Source organism: Aneurinibacillus thermoaerophilus, from assembly GCF_900099925.1.
GTDB classification, from domain to species: domain Bacteria; phylum Bacillota; class Bacilli; order Aneurinibacillales; family Aneurinibacillaceae; genus Aneurinibacillus; species Aneurinibacillus thermoaerophilus.
Window position 1 is genome coordinate 1 of sequence record NZ_FNDE01000017.1, and the last position, 17,711, is coordinate 17,711.

Genomic DNA, 17,711 nt, shown 5'->3' on the forward strand with positions numbered 1-17,711 from the left:
CCGTCGGTCTTGTGAATGGCAGCTTTCACGATGGATATCGGTTAACGTTCCAGAAAAACCTCTGGTCATCACACCATCGAGAAAATGAACCATATGGTTCATTACCGGCTTAGAAAAATAAAGTGGGAAACGCCAGGTACGTAAAATATTGTTGATTTCCTGTTGATGTGCTACCCTATACGTAAGAGGCATATAGTCTTCTCCTTTGCGTAAAAGTGGTTGGTGGTACTTCTATTTTTACACAGGGTGAAGAGATATGTCTCTTTTTTATTCAATTGTAAATTTGTGTAAGTGTTTTTGGGCAACTACAGTTAAAACATATTTTTCAGCATGGACTGTACCATTGGATTTTGTAAAAGTTTGGTGATTTCGGCAAAATCAATTCCGCTTAGCGTATCAGAAAGGCCTTCTTTTCTATTTGGCTTTTTGTTGTTTGTTTTTCCTAGCTTTGTCACTACACCGCTGTTGAGGCCCTTTTTTATTAATGTTTGTACCGCAGGGTTTTGCAGTATTTCTATTAGTGCGGCGGCATCTAACCCTTTGCTATCGTTTCTTTTTGTACGGGTTCTTCCGCTTTCTGAAGTTTGGTTCTTACGACGGAGAAACGGAAAGAGGTTAATACGGCGGCGTTGTCGCGGCTTGCTTCTCGTTGTTCGCGTTCTCCGGGCTACCGACTTTGTTTGATTTAATGCTTTTTCGATTTTACTTGCAGATTCTTTTGTCTCATTCACCTGGCTTGCTATTTCATACAGTGACTGTTTGAATCCTGTAAGCCGTTTGCTTACTGCGGTTGCCGGCTTTTTCTTCTTTCTTTTTTTTGTCAAACCGGTCACCTCCTTAGTTATATAAATTTGTGCACTCTATATAAACAGTGTATGTGTCATTCCTATCGTGAGAAATAAGGTATGTACTCAGAGTGGAATTACGGGCGGGAATCCTTAGCCTTTTCCTTTCACCAGACTTCACTTTGTTTAAAAGTGGGAGTCTTCTCAGTTGCTATGATAAAATAAAAATAAAATGTACTTTTTTACAGAAGATGCTGTCTGAAAGCTCACTGGCTTTAACTGTGGGATGAAAGACGGCGTTGCTCGGTATCCTATTCGTGGAGATGCTTAGAGCAACAATTTTTATGTTTGCAAATGACGTTGCAGAATTTAGTGTGGAGTGGAGGACTGCTATGAAGAAATATCGTCAGGGAAACGTATTGCGACATGAAGAGGCAAGCGCTAAAGATATTTATTTAAGGCGCCCGTTCAAGTACAAGTTCATTGAAACCATTCTTTATGTTTTTGTGATGTTTGGCATATTGAGTTTGCTGCCGAAAAGCAGCGTAGCTGTGTTTATTGTCGCTATGGTAGCTGCTATTGTTATCGTTGGTTTTGCCCCGTTTATTTATAAAGTATTGCTCCATCCAGCATATAAGCTTTCCCGCACCCATTTACTAATTCGTATAGGTAAGACTGAAGAAAGTGTGCCGCTGCATGAACTACAGCGCACAAGCACATGGAATTCGACGTACCGGGCCAACGGGAAGAAATATCACATTATGGCTTCGAAAGAGTTTCTTGAAGAGTTGGACAATCAAATCGCACGTGTACAGAAAAGAGGGAAATAGACGATGGAAGCATTCTATCGGGATGTCTGGGCTGAAATCGACCTAGACGCCATTGGAAGAAATATTAAAACATTTCGTAAGCACATTCCTTCAGAAACAAAAATTATGGCGGTTGTTAAGGCGGATGGTTATGGTCATGGTGCTTTTCAAATAGCGAGGCGGGCGCTTAAGGAAGGCGCTGATTGGCTGGGGGTCGCGTTGTTGGATGAAGCGTTGGAACTTCGTCACCAAGGAATTGAAGCGCCAATTCTTGTTCTCAGTTCATTTCCTACCCGGGGAATCAGGCTGGCCATCGAACATGACATCACTATGACAGTATATCAATTGGAGATGTTGCGGAAAATTTCTCAGGAAGCTGAAAAGCAAAAAAAGCGGACAAAAATTCACATAAAAGTGGATACAGGCATGGGACGTATCGGTATGCGGAGCGAGGAAGAATTAGGAGCATTCATGGAAACGGTGCGCGATTGTCCGTGGGTAGAAGTCGAAGGGATGTTTACTCACTTTGCAACAGCTGATGAGGAGGACGGCACCTACACAAAAGAGCAGTTTCAGATGTTCCAACGCTTTGTGGATAGTCTGGAGGAAAGAGGAATGAAGGTTCCACTCCTGTATACAAATAACAGCGCAGCGGCCATGTTCTACCCGGAGCAAAGCCGTCATATGATCCGTTTGGGTATTAGTTTGTATGGCCAGTATCCTTCTAGGTACTCGAAAACGACAGGTATCCCGCTAGCGCCTGCGTTTCAATGGAAGGCGCGGATTAGTCATGTTAAACAAGTGCCGGCCGGGGCAAAAATCGGCTATGGTGCGACTTATGAAGCGAAACGAGATGCGGTTATTGCCACCGTTCCGGCAGGGTATGCGGATGGATACAATCGTTTGCTGTCGAATAAGGGGTATGTGCTTGTTAAAGGTTATCGAGCGCCGATCGCTGGACGTGTCTGCATGGATCAGTTCATGATTGATGTTACGCACATTCCGAATGTAGCTGCGGGAGAGGAAGTAGTTTTGATCGGGCGACAGGGCAACGAAGAGATTTCGGTAGATGAGATGGCGGAATGGCTGACGACGATTAACTATGAGGTTACATGCATGGTTAGCAAACGGGTTCCACGCGTATATTACGAAAATGGCCGCATTGTTGCTGTAAACAATCACATATTACCAGACTTCTGTAAGGAGTAGGGAGTTCATGCGTCGATTCCTACTGTTGTGACGCAGAAAGAATCATGATACAATCAGTAAGAATCAAAATCTCTTCTAAAAATGGCGAAGAGATGCAGGAATTTGCTATTATAACTCGAATACTAAGAAGGGAAGTCGAATCTTCCCGCTAAAAAACCGTGCAAAGTATAATTCTGTACCCATTACGACATACTGGTAATGAGACGTACGCGCGGTCTTTCATCTTAGAAAAAAGTTGTACAGTGTTGGTGTTGGAGGTGCGATGGTCTTGTCTAAAATGGACACGAAGCGAATTATGATTAGCTTGCCGGGGCATCTATTGCAGGAAGTCGATGGATTGGTGGAGAAAGAAAAATCTAATCGCAGCGAGTTTATCCGTCAGGCAATGAGATTATATTTGAAAGAGCGGAAGAAGCGGCATATTCGTGAAATGATGCAGCGTGGATATATGGAAATGGCCAATATTAATCTAGACATCGCGAGCGAGGCTTTTCAGGCTGAGGAAGAAGCGGATTTGACATTGGGTCGTTTAGTGAGCGGGGTGTAGTGTGTGATCGTGAAGCGTGGCGACGTATATTTTGCGGATTTATCCCCTGTTGTCGGATCGGAGCAGGGCGGAGTCCGGCCTGTGCTGGTTATACAGAATGATATAGGAAACCGCTTCAGTCCGACAGTAATCGTCGCAGCCATTACGGCCCAAATCCAAAAAGCTAAGTTGCCTACCCATGTAGAAATTGATGCAAAGACATACGCATTTGACCGTGATTCTGTTATCCTGCTTGAGCAGATACGGACGATTGATAAACAGAGATTAACGGATAAGATCACACACCTTGATGAAGAGATGATGGAGCGAGTAAATGAAGCTCTTCAGATTAGTTTGGGACTTATTGACTTTTAAACAAGATTCGTTTTTTATAATTTCTCGAAAGGCTGCTGTGAAATACGGTAGCTTTTTTTCATTATAAAAAAGTCGCGGAAGGATTGTTACTATGGAAATAAAACAGATGGCTTCGGTTATTGCGGATGAGTTACAAATTACTTCCGGACAGGTGGAGCGGACCATTGCGTTGCTTGATGAAGGTAGTACGGTTCCGTTTATCGCCCGTTACAGGAAAGAAGCTACAGGAATGCTGGATGAAAATCAAATTCGTTTCATTCAGGAACAGGTTCAGTACTTGCGTCAACTTGCGGAAAGAAAAGGGGAAGTCATTCGCCTGATTGCTGAACAGGACAAGTTGACAGAAGAACTGGAAAAACAAATTCGGGACGCGACAAAATTACAACAAGTAGAAGACTTATACCGTCCCTTTAGACAAAAGCGGCGGACGCGGGCGACGGTGGCGAAAGAGAAGGGGCTTGTGCCGCTCGCAAATTTCATGTTAATGGCTTGTACAGGTGACTTGCAGGAAGAAGCAGCAAAATATATTAGCCAGGAAAAAGGGGTTGCTTCAGCGGAAGAAGCGATACAGGGCGCATCTGATATCATTGCGGAGCAGGTAGCCGACGACCCGGATGTGCGCAGTTGGGTACGGGAGTATACGATGAAGCATGCGACGCTTATCACATCCAAGAAGGAAGATGAACCATCCGGAAAAAAAGTGTATGAAATGTACTACGAGTATAGCGAGCCGGTCAGCCGGATGGCACCCCATCGAGTTCTTGCTGTAAACCGGGCGGAACGGGAAGGGATTCTGCGCGTAAAGCTTGCGCTTGATTCTGCTCCGATATTGCAACATTTGGAACGAAATTGGATTCGCAAAAATAGTATTGCAGCCGAGCAACTAAAATCCGCGCTAGAAGATGGCTACAAGCGGCTGATTGCGCCTGCGGTTGAGCGGGAAGTGCGTGGCCTATTGACAGAGAAAGCTGAAGAACAGGCGATTCATATCTTTGCGGAAAATCTCCGTCAGCTATTGTTGCAGGCGCCGTTAAAAAATCGTGTTGTATTGGCACTTGATCCAGCTTACCGTACCGGATGCAAGACGGCGGTTCTGGATGAGACGGGCAAATTGCTGGAAGTAGCTGTTGTCTATCCGACGCCGCCACAGAACAAAACCGATGAAGCGAAGCGTGTGCTTACAGAACTCATCGAAAAGTATGGGGTGCAGGTCATCGCTATCGGTAATGGTACCGCTTCTCGAGAAACGGAGCAATTCGTCGCTAACATGCTAAAAGAAATTGATCGTGATATTTCTTATATTATCGTGAACGAAGCAGGCGCGAGTGTTTATTCCGCGTCCAAATTAGCAGGGGAAGAGTTCCCGGATCTAGATGTGGCGGAGCGAAGCGCTGTATCTATCGGTCGTCGTTTGCAGGACCCTCTTGCAGAACTCGTAAAAATTGACCCGAAATCCATCGGCGTCGGCCAGTATCAGCATGATGTGTCACAAAGCAGGCTGGCAGATAGCCTGCAATTTGTTGTGGAATCAGCGGTGAATTATGTGGGCGTGGACGTCAACACCGCTTCACCTTCGCTTCTGCAATACGTGTCGGGCATTACCAAACAGGTGGCCAAAAATATTGTGTCTCGCCGCGAACAACTAGGGAAATATGTATCGCGTGCCCAGCTCAAAGAGGTGCCCCGCCTTGGTGCCAAAACATACGAGCAATGCATAGGGTTTCTGCGCATTCCGGATGGCGAAAATCCGCTTGATAATACTCCTATTCATCCCGAATCTTATCCGGCTGTAGCTGTTCTCTTGCAAGAGCTCGGAATTCGGACGGACGAGATTGCGAGCGAGGCGGCAAAAGCAAAGCTAAAGGAAGTCAATGTAAAGGATATGGCGCAGAAGCTGAGCATTGGCGAACCGACGCTCACCGATATTATCGAAAGTCTTCTGCGGCCAGGACGAGATCCGCGAGAAGAATTGCATGCACCGCTTTTGAAAAAAGATGTATTAGATATTACAGATTTGTCGAAGGGGATGGAACTGCAAGGTACAGTACGCAACGTAGTCGATTTTGGCGTATTTGTGGATATCGGTTTGAAAAATGATGGACTTGTCCATATTTCTCAATTGAGCCGTCGCTTTGTTAGACATCCGCTGGACGTCGTATCCGTTGGCGAAATTGTTACCGTCTGGGTAAAGGACATTGATGTGGAAAAGGGACGGGTCGGCCTCACGATGCTAGGACCGGAAGCCGTGCAATAGTCGAGGTTAACAGGGAGGCCGTAAAAGCTTCAGTTGCGGCCCCCCTGTTTGTCATTGTATAAGAACCAGCAATCGTTCAGCAGTAGAATTTGCTTCCGGTTTTTTGTTTGAAAAGCTTTCATCAGTTGACGTTTTAACCATTGAGGCATCCTTATTCCTCCTGTTGACATATAGTAAGGCCAAAAAGCGGAATACGGTACGCGCGTCTTTTACTACTATATGTCACTGGAGCTTGGATGTTACTCGTATTCATTTTCTTCTGCCAGATATTCGAGTTGCGCGTGGAGGGCACGAATTTCAGTCAGCAGCGAGATGAGAGGATAATGTTCCTCCTTTAGTGAGGCGAATTGCTTTTCTAGGTTGGTTAGGTAATCGATGCCCTGGATAATGCGGGCATTTGTATCATGCAATTCGATATCACTGCATTCGGCAATAATGTGCGGCAGAACGGGGCGTTCTGCGACCGTTAGTTTGTCGATTTCTTTATGCAATCGGCGTAAAAGGGCAATAAGCTGATACATATAGCCGGAAGGCATGGCGACAAATTGGAGTTTATTTTCCACTGATAAAATACAATAGCGCATAACACGGCTCCCCCTTGCTTTGTATATGTCGTATGTACGTTCACAGTGTAGCGTATGTTTCGTCCCGGCGCAAGAATGGGAGGAGAAGAAATGGAAAAACTGACGGATGGACAATTGCAGAAATTGGTGGAGCGAATCTCTACGAAATTTTTTCGGCGCCCGTTTGCGCACAGGGCGTACTTTAACCCGCGTTTGAGAACAACAGGGGGGCGCTATGTACTTGGGACGCACAACATTGAGCTAAACCCCAAGCATTATGAAATGTTCGGAATGAATGAGCTTATCGGTATTATTAAACATGAACTCTGCCATTATCATTTGCATCTGACTGGCCGGGGATACAAGCACAAAGACGCGGATTTTCGACGGTTGTTGAAAGAGGTTGGTGGAAGTCGATACTGCCGTTCGGTAGCGCCTGAGCGGAAGCGGGAGACGTACCGCTATGAATTGATATGCAGGGATTGCGGAACACGCTATTTGCGCAGGCGGAGAATGAATACCTGCAGGTACGTTTGTGGAAAGTGCAGGGGACGCCTGCTGTTGCGTGAATGGAGGGAATACAATGACGGAAAAACGCCGTGATGAATTCGGGTTAATTTCGTATTTAACTGGCGGGCAAACCATACCGCAGGCGCTCAAAGGGCGGATTGCCGTCGGAAATGGGGATGACGCCGCCGTCGTCGCCGGAAGAAGTGGATATGATTGGGTTGTTTGCTGTGATTCAATGATCGAGGATGTGCATTTCAAACGGCAGACGATGCTGCCGTCTGACATTGGCCATAAAGCGCTGGCGTCAAACATTAGCGATATTGCGGCGATGGGTGGAATGCCGCTGTTTTATCTTGTTTCTCTTGGATTGCCGCGCACATGGACGGAAGAAGAGGTTGCAGAAATATACAAAGGAATGACGGAATTAGCCATGCGTTACGATATGGCGCTTATTGGCGGAGACACAGTGGCCATGCCGGGCCCCCTGACTATCACAGTTATGGTGCTTGGAGAAATGGAACAGGGGAGAGCGCTCCGCCGTTCTGGTGCCCAGCCGGGTGATCTCGTATTTGTCACCGGAACAGTGGGAAATTCAGGAGCCGGGTTGGATGTACTTTTGCAAGAGAGGTGGGGAGTGCATAACATTCCAAATGAGTGGGAATTTCTTGCTTCTTGTCACCGCCGCCCGGAACCAAGAGTAGACGCCGGACGAATGCTTGCGCAAAGCGAAATACGCATTGCGTTAAACGATATCAGCGACGGGCTGGCGAGCGAAGCGTGGGAAATCGCTGAAGCAAGCGATGTGGTGTTAGTGCTGGACGAAGCAAACATCCCGCTCGGTGATTGTATTCAGCGCTACGCTAAAGTTAGCAGAAAGGATCCTTTACAATGGGCCTTTTACGGGGGCGAAGATTATCAGCTGATCGGATGTGCGCCTGCGGCGGCCAAAGAAAAGCTTTCTGAAATGTTCGAGAAGGCTGCCCTTCCGCTTTACTGGATCGGCGAAGTACAGGAAGGAAAGGCACAGGTATGGTTGCGGAAATGGAATGGAAAGCTAACGCAGCTTGAGAAAAAAGGATATAATCATTTTACATGAACGGTAAGTTTGTATAGGAAGTGATAAAAATGGAAAAAAGGCAAACGTATACATTTTACACCCGTTCCGTAGAAGAAACGCAGGCGCTGGCTGAGAAGCTGGGAAAACGGGTAGAACCAGGAGATGTATTTACTTTGTCCGGAGACTTGGGAGCCGGAAAAACGAGTTTTACGCAAGGATTGGCCCGCGGCATGGGAATAGAGGGCGTCGTGAATAGCCCGACGTTTACGATTATTAAAGAATATATAGGACGTTTGCCTCTTTATCATATGGATGTATACCGTATAGAAGATGAGGCGGAAGATCTTGGGCTTGATGAATATTTCTACGGCGATGGCGTTACGGTTATAGAATGGCCGCAAATGATTGCTGAGCAGCTTCCTGAAGAACGCTGTGAAATCGTAATCAAGCGCGGCGCTGAGGATGAGAGGACACTTATTTTTACCCCGATAGGGAGCCGATACCAAATATTATGTGAGGCGATAAAACATGATGATTCTGGCGATTGATACATCCAACTTTAGCCTGGGCGTCGCTATTTGTTCCAAGGAAAAAGTTCTTGGGGAATGCACGACAAATTTAAAGAAAAACCATAGTGTTCGCTTGATGCCAATGATAGACCAGCTGTTGAAGGAAGTGGAAGTCGATCCGGCGGAACTTTCCGCAATTGCTGTTGCACGCGGGCCGGGCTCTTATACAGGGGTTCGCATTGGGGTGGCTACCGCCAAAAGTATGGCCTGGTCGCTTAATATTCCGCTTATCGGTATATCAAGCCTCGAGGTGCTGGCCTGGAATGGTGCATATTTTCCAGGCATGATTGTGCCGTTGTTTGACGCGCGCAGAGGACAAGTGTATACAGGCGTCTATCGTTCTGTTCCCGAGGGAGGCGTACAGCTTGCGGAACCAGAGAGAATTGTGTTGTTCCGCCAAGCTTTAGAAGAATGGAAGACGATCGCAACGGAAGAGCCTGTCCTCTTTTTAGGTGATGACGTGGCGCTTCATAAAGAGACCATCCAGGAAATACTTGGTACGAGGGCTGTATTTGCGCCGCTGTCGTATCAAATACCGCGTGCCGCTCATCTTGGCGCGGCGGGATGGAAAGCGCTGCGTGAAGGGCGAGTGGAGAATACGCAAACCTTTGCTCCGGTCTATCTTCAATTGGCGGAAGCGGAAGCGAAGTGGCTCGCCAGTCAGAAGAAGTAGGGGGACGGACGGTACGATGGAACAAGAATTTATGATTCGCCGTATGGAGATGAAAGACCTTGACGATATTGAAGAAGTAGAACAACTTTCGTTTCCTACCCCGTGGTCGCGCGAGTCTTTCATCAATGAGCTGAAAAATAACGTATTCGCCCGTTACTTCGTAATTGAAAAAGACAAGCGAGTTATCGGGTATGGCGGAATGTGGCTTGTACTGGACGAAGCTCATATTACGAATATTGCCATTCATCCCGATTATCGCGGTTTGCGTCTCGGGGAACGTCTGATGCGACGATTAATGGGCTTGGCCATCCGTTCCGGCGCCGCTAGCATGACGCTGGAAGTGCGCAAAAGCAATGAAGTGGCGCAGCGGTTGTACAGGAAGCTTGGATTTGTCGAAGAAGGGGTGCGTCCCGGTTATTACACGGACAATGGAGAAGACGCGATTATTATGTGGGCAACATTAAAAGAGAATATTTGCGAGACAGAAACCTTTGATTTATAAGGGTTTCTTTTTTTGTCTTTAATGATAAGAATGAGGTTATCGGTTTTTATGTTACCACTAATAGTTTCTTGAAAGATATGGAGCTTTTGCAATAATATAACCATTATGTTGTGTATAATTGTATACAAGCACGTTTATTCCAAGGTATTCGAAAATGCAGGTGAAATAAAAAATGAACAATTGGAAACACAAAGTTTACAAGCGCCGTGAAGAAGCGCTGGCATCCGGGAAGCCGATCCGTATTCTTGGCATTGAGACGAGCTGCGATGAAACGTCGGCCGCCGTTATCGAGAACGGGAATACGATTCGTTCTAATGTGATTTCTTCTCAGATCGAAAGCCATAAACGTTTCGGCGGTGTAGTACCGGAAGTTGCTTCGCGGCACCATGTTGAAAATATTACGTTAATTATTGATCAAGCGCTGCGGGAAGCGAACCTTACGTTGGATGATATTGATGCGATTGCGGTTACATACGGTCCGGGACTTGTAGGGGCGCTTTTGGTCGGTGTGGCAGCAGCTAAAGCGATTTCGTTTGCACGCGGGATTCCGCTTGTAGGCGTGCATCATATCGCAGGCCACATTTACGCCAATCGTTTTGTCAAGGAATTGGAATTTCCATTGCTTGCGCTGGTTGTTTCCGGCGGGCATACGGAACTGGTTTATATGAAAGAGCATGGTGCTTATGAAATTATTGGACAAACGCGTGATGACGCGGTAGGCGAAGCATACGATAAAGTGGCCCGCTCGCTTGGCCTTCCGTATCCGGGTGGCCCGCATATTGATCAGCTGGCGCATGAGGGCGAACCGTCCATTCCGTTGCCGCGCGCCTGGTTGGAAGGAACGTATGACTTTAGTTTTAGTGGCTTAAAATCGGCGGTTTTGAATACTTTACACAATGCGGCGCAACGGGGAGAGTCCATCGAACCGAAGAATCTGGCCGCCAGTTTTCAGGAGTCAGTCATTGAAGTGCTTGTAGATAAAACATTTAGGCTAATTAATGAGCGCCCGGTAAAACAGCTTTTGCTGGCCGGCGGTGTGGCCGCTAACAAAGGTTTGCGCCGCGCGTTGTCCGAGCGGGCGGCGCGGGAAGGCGTGGAACTTATCATTCCGCCACTTTCGCTTTGCACCGACAATGCAGCGATGATTGCTGGAGCTGGCTATATTGAATATAAAAAGGGAAACCTAGCTAGTATGACGTTGAACGGTGTTCCCGGTTTACCTCTCGCTTGAAAAGGCAATCCTATGTACAGGGTTGCCTTTTTTCTACGTGTAGCTTTTTGTCAAAACTTGTGGACATATGCTGAATAACATTATCCATAGATTTGTGGATAATGTGGATAAATTAGTGGATAACCTATTTTACCAACCTTTATTTGTGTTAAGAGGTGTGGATAAAGCTGTGTGTATGTGGAAAAGGAGAGAAGCGGGTTGGGAAAAAAGACGATTCTTGTTGTTGGGTTTTGTAGTTTTTTTCTCGCTTCTTGTTTATGTTTTGCCACAAATGTTCTTTCCCAAAACCGATCTTCCGTTATGTTGTTTCTCGTGCCGGAGCTTACCCGGGAAGATGTTCGCGAGGCATATGATTCGCAGCGTTTTCCTTTCTTAAAACAGGCGGCGCTGGGGGAGTTAAATATAAGAAGTGCCCTATCTCTTAAAGATATTCACAATGTATTGACGATAAGCGCGGGAACGCGCGCGGCAGGCTCAGAATGGGGAAGGCACGCATACGGAATTCACGGACGCAATGGAGAAGGAATTGCCTTATACCGTCAATATACGGGAGAAATACCTCCCACGTTGCGGAACGGCTCAGTTCTGTTTCCTTATATGGCCGTTTTGCGGAGAAGCAATGAACAAAAAAATACAGGGGCGGTGCCGGGGTTAGTAGGAGAAACACTGGAAAGGCATGGAATTTCCAGAGCCGTTATTGGTAACAGCGATACAAATAGCCAAATCAGCCGCTTGGCAGCATTGATTACGATGAATCAAAAGGGGATCACCCCTGAAGGATGGGTTGGGGAGGAAACGCTGATCCGCCATGCTTTTTTTCCAGGAGAAAGAAAAACAGATTACTCTTTCATGTACTATCATATGGCGCGATGGAAAGCCAGAGGTGTTGGCCTAATTGTAGCGGAACTGGGCGATTTGCGGCGATTAGGGAAATATGAAAGCGTGCTGGATACCGAGCGATATGCTCTCCTGCGCAAACAGATCGTGCATGAGATGATAGGGTTTGTGGGAAAACTGGTTGCGGAAGCCGAACCCCGGCAGCGCCTACTGCTTGTTTCTGCCTCGCTTCCTGACAGCGAAATCGTCGCCAAAAAAAGAATGGCGTCTGTACTTTTGTGGGAAGCCGGAAGGTACGGTGGGGTGATCACGTCTGGTACGACAAGGCAACCGGGAATTGCGGCCAACATTGACATCGCCCCGTCCGTTCTGTCCTGGCTTGGAATACAGCTCCCTCCCGAAATGAAAGGACTGCCGCTTAGAGTTGATCGTTCGCGTTCGGTATCCCATGATTCATTTTGGCGTACAGCGGAACTGGTGGATGCTATTTACGCTACAAGACCGTTTGTTTTATATCCGTATATAGTTTTTTCTATCATTGTGATTTTAGTTGTACCCGCTTCTTTATTTTTGCGCGGGAAAGCAGAAGAAATAAAAAGAAAAGCCACACCGGCGCTCCAATGTTGTTTGTTATTCGTTTTGCTGATGCCTTGTCTGCTTCTGTTTCTTTCTGCCTTGCCGTATTTGCCATCACCTTTACTCACAGTGCTTTTGCTGGGCGGCGTGGGAAGTTGTCTGGCATATATACTACGAAAAACGTCGTTTGGTCTTTGTTTTTTATGCGTTGGCCTTGCAGGGTGGCTTCCTGTTCTGGCGGACGGTTTGTTGGGAGGCGAGCTGATCCGGCGTTCTTATCTGGGATATGACCCGGTTATTGGCGCTCGTTATTATGGAATTGGTAATGAATATATGGGCGTTATGCTGGGCAGTGTTGTACTAAGTTTGGCAATGTGGGGAGAACTGCGGGGGAAACAGAGAAGAGGGTTTCTCATTGCGACTATGCTTGTTTTATTCGCCATACTCATTTTGTATATGGCTTGGCCAGCAGGGGGAAGCAAAGCAGGGGGAATTCTCGTTTTTCTGGCTGCTCTTGTATATGGCGTGTTCGCTTTTTCCGGGTGCTCCATGCGAATATGGCGTGTGGTACTGGTTGTAACTATCGGCTTAGCAGCGGCCTGTTTGGTGTTCTGGCTGAATTATCAATTCGCCGCGCAAGAACAGTCACACATTGGTCGGGCGGTCGGAGAACTGCTGGGTGGAAACTGGGCGGAAATCGGGAGAATTATAGAGCGAAAGGTAACGATGAACTGGCGCTTAATTCTGACTTCCATATGGAGTAAATTGTTTATTGCTGGTTTGACCGTCAGCCTGCTGCTTTTGTATTGGAAGAGGGAAAAAGTAAAACAATTAGCTTCACCTTCTTCTTTTTTTATCGCCGGAGTAAAGACGATCGCGTTTGGTTCGTTTGTTGCCTTGTTCACCAATGATTCGGGTATTATTGCTGCCGCGTTGGCCATGCTGTACGCGCTCGTCCCCATTTTGTACGTTTTGTTGCGGAATGAAAATACGGTTGACTAGCGCTATCATAACAAAAGCAGAGGCTAAACTTTGTGTTTCATCTTTTTGCCGTTTACATACGAAAAAACGGCCGCAATTTTTTTCCCGCGGTGAATAAGCCGGGAGGTTTTGCGGCCGCTGTAGTTATTCCTGTAATTCCGCCCACTCTTCCAGACAGGCATCCAGTTCCACTTTTTTTGCTTCCATTTGCTCATGAAGTTCCCGCGCTTTTTCGTGATCCTGAAATACTTCTGGTTTGCATAATGCTTCTTCCAGCGAGGCGATCGTTTCTTCCAGCTGTCCGATCGTACTTTCCAGTTCTTCGATGCGGCGCTGACGTTGACGTTCCGCCCGTTTTGCTTCTTTGTTTTGCAGGAACTTTTCTTTATTGGAGGAGGGAGCAGGATGCTGTTCTTGTTTCTGAACCGCTTTCGCTGGAGCAAGGGCAGCTGACTGTAATTCCTCCAGTTCTTGCTTTTTCTCCATATAATAATCGTAGTTCCCGAGGTAAGAAATAACGCCGTTCGGAGTCAGTTCAAGCACCCGGGTCGCGATTTTGTTAAGGAAATACCGGTCGTGTGATACGAAAAAGATGGTACCAGGATAATCTTCTAGCGCTTCTTCGAGAATTTCTTTACTGAATAGATCAAGATGGTTTGTTGGCTCGTCCAGAATCAGGAAATTCGCCTTTTGCAGCATTAATTTGGCCAGCGAGACACGGGCCCGCTCTCCGCCGCTCAATTCACTAATTTTCTTAAGCACGTCATCGCCGCTGAACAGGAAGTTGCCCAGCACGGTGCGAACGTCTTTTTCCTGCATGGTCGGGTATTCGTCCCACAGTTCGTGCAACACTTGCTTCGCATGATTTAAATCTTCCTGTTCCTGATCATAAAAGCCAAGCATGACATTGCTTCCGTACTGAATTGATCCGGCGAGCGGCGGCATTCGTTTAACGATTGTTTTCAGCAAGGTGGATTTGCCAAGGCCGTTTGGGCCGAGCAGTGCTACACGTTCCCCGCGTTTGATGTCAAACGACAGGTTCTGAGCGAGCAGCGTATTTCCGTATCCGATCGCAACATCTTGTACAGTCAGCACTTGGTTACCGCTTACTTTCTCGATATCGAAGGAGAAATGTGCTTTTTTCAATTCGCTGATTGGTTTTTCGATCGGTTCCATCCGTTCCAGCATTTTGCGCCGGCTTTGCGCGCGTTTGGTCGTAGAAGCGCGGGCGATATTGCGCTGTATAAATTCCTCAATGCGCGAAATTTCTGCCTGTTGTTTTTCGTACTGCTTCATTTGCTGCTGTACCCGCTCGCCTTTCTGGATAAGATAATCAGTGTAATTGCCGACATAGCGCGTAACCTGGGTTCGTTCCAGTTCGTAAATAATATTGACAAGCGAATCGAGGAAGAAGCGATCGTGCGATACGACCAGCAGGGCGCCCGGATAGTTTGACAGGTATTTTTCAAGCCAGCCGAGCGTTTCAATGTCGAGATAGTTAGTCGGTTCGTCCAGAACTAGGACATCTGGTTCCATCAGGAGTAGTTTGGCCAGCGCGAGGCGCGTCTTTTGCCCGCCGCTTAATTGATGAATCGGCGTATCATAATCTTCCGGAAAAAAGCGCATGCCGTGCAGAACAGAACGGGTTTTTGCTTCGTATTGATAGCCGCCTTTCGATTTAAACTCCTCGGCTAATTGGGAGTAAGCGTTCAACAGCCGTTCGTGCTGGGATGCATCGGCAATAATGTTGGGATCAGCAATTTTCTGTTCAAGGCGGCGTAATTCTGTTTCCTGTTCCTTAAAATGTTCAAATACGGTCATCATCTCTTTCCAGATAGTATGTTCCGTATCTAGACCGCTATCCTGGGCCAGGTAACCGAGCGTCGTATCTTTTGCCTTCTGGATCTCTCCCTCGTCCGGCAGGATTTGGCCCGTAATAATTTTAAGCAGCGTCGATTTTCCAGCGCCGTTCACGCCGACCAGCCCAATCCGTTCGCCTGTCTGCAGTACCATATTAATATTGGAAAGCACCGGAGTGGCGCCGAATGATTTGCTTATGTTCAATGTTTGCAATAAGATCATTACTTAATTCACCTCTATTTTTGTCCATTGTTAGTTTATCGTAAAATACGGGCAAGGGAAAACCGGGGAAGGGAGAAAAGTGATGAATAAGGAAGAAAAAAAAGATATCAAGCGTCTTGTGCGCCGTGAGATGTTAAAGCGGAGGGCGGCGCTATCCGCGAAAGAGCATATCTGTAAATCAGAGGCGGTGGTGAAGCGGTTGTTTGCCGTCCCGGAAGTTCGTGCAGCCCAGAGGTTGTTTACTTTTCTTCCTTTTAGAGATGAAGTCAGGATTGACGCGTTTCTGGAAGCGTGCCGCGATGAAGCCAAGAATATATACATACCGAAAACGATTGTTGCTGATAAACAAATGATCCCTTATCTTTTTGTAGGATGGGATTCGCTTGTGGAAGGCCCGTATGGCATTCGTGAGCCGGATACGGACAGAAGCGAGCTGTGGAGCGGTGAAGCATTTGATATTATTATTGTCCCCGGAGTAGCTTTCACCGAGCGGGGAGAACGTCTTGGATATGGCGGAGGCTTCTATGATCGTTTCTTTGCTCAGCTAAAGGGGCCCCCTCCTTTGCTTATCGCTCCTTGTTTTGAAGTGCAGATCACGACTTTTCTTCCGGTGGAGTCTCACGATAAAAAAGTGGATATAATTGTAACAGAGTGCCGCACTATCGTTTGTTCATGATTTTGCCACTGTATATATGCGCAAAAATCGACACAACTTGGACAGGTTGTAGTACAATATAATTGAATTTTTATGTATAATAACGGAGGGTTACCTGAATGTGGAAAATTGGGGTTGTCACATCTAGCAACTCGGTGTATCGCGGGGAACGGGAGAATGATTGTTTTCTGAGACTGGAAATGTTGCTGAAAAGCAATTTTGACGTTGATGTTACCCACCATCGCGTGTCGCCTGACAATATAGAGATGCTTAAAGAAAATATGATTGAACTTGTCGACCGGGAAAGAGTCGATTTATTGATTACAATTGGCGGCACAGGACTGAGCCCGGAAGATGTGACTCCAGAAGCGACGGAACTTGTTATTGATCGCCATGTTCCGGGGTTGGCTGAAGAAATGCGCCGCTCTGCTATGCAAAATTCGCGCAAGGCATTGTTGACGCGCGCCGCCGTAGGTACGCGTGGAAATGCGCTGGTAATTAATCTTCCAGGAAGCCTCCCGGCAATGGAATGGTGTTTTCTGGCGATCGCAGACCAAATTTCGTCAGCGCTGGCTATTATTCAAGGAAAAAATGAAAACGTAAATATTTAAAGGTACAAACAACACTATATTTTGCAAGCTGTTTGTTAAGAGAGGGTTTGAACAGCATATGAGCAATGAAGACCGAGATATGCGGGTGGTGGAACACTTAAGCGAGTTGCGGAGACGTGTAATCTGGGTGTTGATTATTTTCATGGTGGCGTTTATCGGCGCGTTTGTCTACGCTGATCCGGTTGTCCGCTATTTTCAGAAAAACGCCGATATTCAGTGGAATGTTTTCGCTCTTGGCGACGGATTACGCGTGTACATGCAATTTTCATTTGTTATCGCGCTGGTGGTTACCCTTCCCTTTATGTTGTATCACATCTGGCGATTTGTTTCTCCGGGGCTTCGCCCGCATGAACGAAAAGCGGCTGGCGCTTTTATCGTTCCAGCATTCTTGCTTTTTATAACAGGGCTGGCTGTAGGATATTATTTAGTATTTCCGATGCTCGTAAGCTTCATGAAGAAGTTTTCCGAGAAACTCGGTACCGTAGAAACGTTTGGAATCTCTCAGTATTTTGGTTTCATGTTCAATATTGTGATCCCGCTGGCCTTGTTGTTTGAATTGCCGATCATTGTTATGTTTTTAACACGGTTACGCGTGTTGAACCCAATGCGGATGAAGAAGATGCGAGGTTATTCATATTTAGTTTTGGTCATTATAGCCTCGCTCATTTCACCACCAGATTTTATTAGCCATTTAAGCGTTTTTGTCCCACTGGTCATTTTATATGAAGTAAGTGTTGTGCTATCACGTATTGTGTACCGGAAACAACTGAAAGAAGAAGCCGAATGGGAACGCGAGTTTTATGGAGAGAGACAGGAAAAAGACGCTGTGCTAACGGTTGATAGAGAATAATAAGTATAATAGGGATAAGAGAGCCGAACCCTCCGGCTCTTTTTTTATCGTTTAAG

General features: G+C 46.6%; 19 protein-coding genes and 1 pseudogene. 15 read left to right on the top strand and 5 right to left on the bottom strand.

Going from position 1 to position 17,711, the window contains the following annotated elements; genetic code table 11:
• Together BLR88_RS09885 and BLR88_RS09890 are read right to left on the bottom strand one after the other, a co-directional pair.
• Positions 1–192: pseudogene (locus tag BLR88_RS09885) on the bottom strand (IS701 family transposase); the annotation flags it as partial.
• Between the two features lie 119 nt (positions 193–311).
• Positions 312–824, bottom strand: a complete 513-nt coding sequence (locus BLR88_RS09890) for a hypothetical protein (protein WP_057899978.1) — start codon at positions 822–824, stop codon at positions 312–314.
• Positions 825–1,177: 353 nt separating this feature from the next.
• Between BLR88_RS09890 and BLR88_RS09895 the strand changes: the two genes are divergently transcribed.
• The 5 genes from BLR88_RS09895 to BLR88_RS09915 all read left to right on the top strand — a co-directional run bounded on the left by BLR88_RS09895 (position 1,178) and on the right by BLR88_RS09915 (position 5,958).
• Complete coding sequence (locus BLR88_RS09895; RefSeq protein WP_091260563.1) at positions 1,178–1,615, top strand: hypothetical protein; 438 nt, start codon at positions 1,178–1,180, stop codon at positions 1,613–1,615.
• Between the two features lie 3 nt (positions 1,616–1,618).
• Complete coding sequence (alr, locus tag BLR88_RS09900; RefSeq protein ID WP_057899976.1) at positions 1,619–2,803, top strand: alanine racemase; 1,185 nt, start codon at positions 1,619–1,621, stop codon at positions 2,801–2,803.
• 262 nt (positions 2,804–3,065) lie between these two features.
• Positions 3,066–3,350, top strand: coding sequence for a CopG family ribbon-helix-helix protein (locus tag BLR88_RS09905; protein WP_057899975.1), 285 nt, complete (start codon positions 3,066–3,068; stop codon positions 3,348–3,350).
• Positions 3,351–3,353: 3 nt separating this feature from the next.
• The gene (ndoA, locus tag BLR88_RS09910) at positions 3,354–3,704 is read left to right on the top strand and encodes a type II toxin-antitoxin system endoribonuclease NdoA (RefSeq protein WP_057899974.1); all 351 of its coding nucleotides are present in this window, start codon (positions 3,354–3,356) and stop codon (positions 3,702–3,704) included.
• Positions 3,705–3,795: 91 nt separating this feature from the next.
• A complete protein-coding gene (locus BLR88_RS09915; protein ID WP_091260564.1) occupies positions 3,796–5,958 on the top strand; it encodes a Tex family protein in 2,163 nt (720 codons plus the stop codon).
• Between the two features lie 29 nt (positions 5,959–5,987).
• On the opposite strand, the gene cmpA is transcribed toward BLR88_RS09915, so the two are convergent.
• Positions 5,988–6,107, bottom strand: coding sequence for a cortex morphogenetic protein CmpA (gene cmpA / locus BLR88_RS09920; protein ID WP_091260565.1), 120 nt, complete (start codon positions 6,105–6,107; stop codon positions 5,988–5,990).
• A gap of 90 nt (positions 6,108–6,197) precedes the next feature.
• On the bottom strand, positions 6,198–6,542 hold the full coding sequence (locus BLR88_RS09925; RefSeq protein WP_091260566.1) for a hydrolase/acyltransferase: 345 nt from the start codon (positions 6,540–6,542) through the stop codon (positions 6,198–6,200).
• A gap of 99 nt (positions 6,543–6,641) precedes the next feature.
• Between BLR88_RS09925 and BLR88_RS09930 the strand changes: the two genes are divergently transcribed.
• The 7 genes from BLR88_RS09930 to BLR88_RS09960 all read left to right on the top strand — a co-directional run bounded on the left by BLR88_RS09930 (position 6,642) and on the right by BLR88_RS09960 (position 13,478).
• Positions 6,642–7,124, top strand: coding sequence for a SprT family protein (locus tag BLR88_RS09930; protein ID WP_057900438.1), 483 nt, complete (start codon positions 6,642–6,644; stop codon positions 7,122–7,124).
• Positions 7,105–8,127 (top strand): thiamine-phosphate kinase, encoded by a 1,023-nt coding sequence (gene thiL, locus BLR88_RS09935; protein WP_057899971.1) that lies wholly within the window; start codon positions 7,105–7,107, stop codon positions 8,125–8,127. The genes BLR88_RS09930 and thiL overlap by 20 nt, the downstream gene beginning before the upstream one ends.
• A 29-nt stretch (positions 8,128–8,156) precedes the next feature.
• On the top strand, positions 8,157–8,636 hold the full coding sequence (gene tsaE, locus BLR88_RS09940) for a tRNA (adenosine(37)-N6)-threonylcarbamoyltransferase complex ATPase subunit type 1 TsaE (protein WP_057899970.1): 480 nt from the start codon (positions 8,157–8,159) through the stop codon (positions 8,634–8,636).
• Positions 8,617–9,330 carry a tRNA (adenosine(37)-N6)-threonylcarbamoyltransferase complex dimerization subunit type 1 TsaB gene (gene tsaB, locus BLR88_RS09945; protein WP_091260567.1) on the top strand — a complete coding sequence of 238 codons (714 nt, stop codon included), beginning with the start codon at positions 8,617–8,619 and terminating at the stop codon, positions 9,328–9,330. The genes tsaE and tsaB overlap by 20 nt, the downstream gene beginning before the upstream one ends.
• Before the next feature lie 16 nt (positions 9,331–9,346).
• The gene (gene rimI / locus BLR88_RS09950; protein ID WP_091260568.1) at positions 9,347–9,832 is read left to right on the top strand and encodes a ribosomal protein S18-alanine N-acetyltransferase; all 486 of its coding nucleotides are present in this window, start codon (positions 9,347–9,349) and stop codon (positions 9,830–9,832) included.
• Positions 9,833–10,004: 172 nt separating this feature from the next.
• On the top strand, positions 10,005–11,063 hold the full coding sequence (gene tsaD, locus BLR88_RS09955) for a tRNA (adenosine(37)-N6)-threonylcarbamoyltransferase complex transferase subunit TsaD (protein WP_057899967.1): 1,059 nt from the start codon (positions 10,005–10,007) through the stop codon (positions 11,061–11,063).
• Between the two features lie 177 nt (positions 11,064–11,240).
• Positions 11,241–13,478 (top strand): hypothetical protein, encoded by a 2,238-nt coding sequence (locus BLR88_RS09960; RefSeq protein WP_175493592.1) that lies wholly within the window; start codon positions 11,241–11,243, stop codon positions 13,476–13,478.
• 123 nt (positions 13,479–13,601) lie between these two features.
• Here the strand turns inward: BLR88_RS09960 and BLR88_RS09965 are convergent, their stop codons facing one another.
• Positions 13,602–15,539, bottom strand: a complete 1,938-nt coding sequence (locus BLR88_RS09965) for an ABC transporter ATP-binding protein (protein ID WP_057899965.1) — start codon at positions 15,537–15,539, stop codon at positions 13,602–13,604.
• Positions 15,540–15,621: 82 nt separating this feature from the next.
• Between BLR88_RS09965 and BLR88_RS09970 the strand changes: the two genes are divergently transcribed.
• From BLR88_RS09970 to tatC, 3 genes are all read left to right on the top strand, one after another.
• Complete coding sequence (locus tag BLR88_RS09970; protein WP_057899964.1) at positions 15,622–16,215, top strand: 5-formyltetrahydrofolate cyclo-ligase; 594 nt, start codon at positions 15,622–15,624, stop codon at positions 16,213–16,215.
• Between the two features lie 98 nt (positions 16,216–16,313).
• Positions 16,314–16,805 (top strand): MogA/MoaB family molybdenum cofactor biosynthesis protein, encoded by a 492-nt coding sequence (locus BLR88_RS09975; protein WP_057899963.1) that lies wholly within the window; start codon positions 16,314–16,316, stop codon positions 16,803–16,805.
• 58 nt (positions 16,806–16,863) lie between these two features.
• Positions 16,864–17,655 carry a twin-arginine translocase subunit TatC gene (tatC, locus tag BLR88_RS09980; protein ID WP_057899962.1) on the top strand — a complete coding sequence of 264 codons (792 nt, stop codon included), beginning with the start codon at positions 16,864–16,866 and terminating at the stop codon, positions 17,653–17,655.
• Positions 17,656–17,711 lie beyond the last annotated feature (56 nt).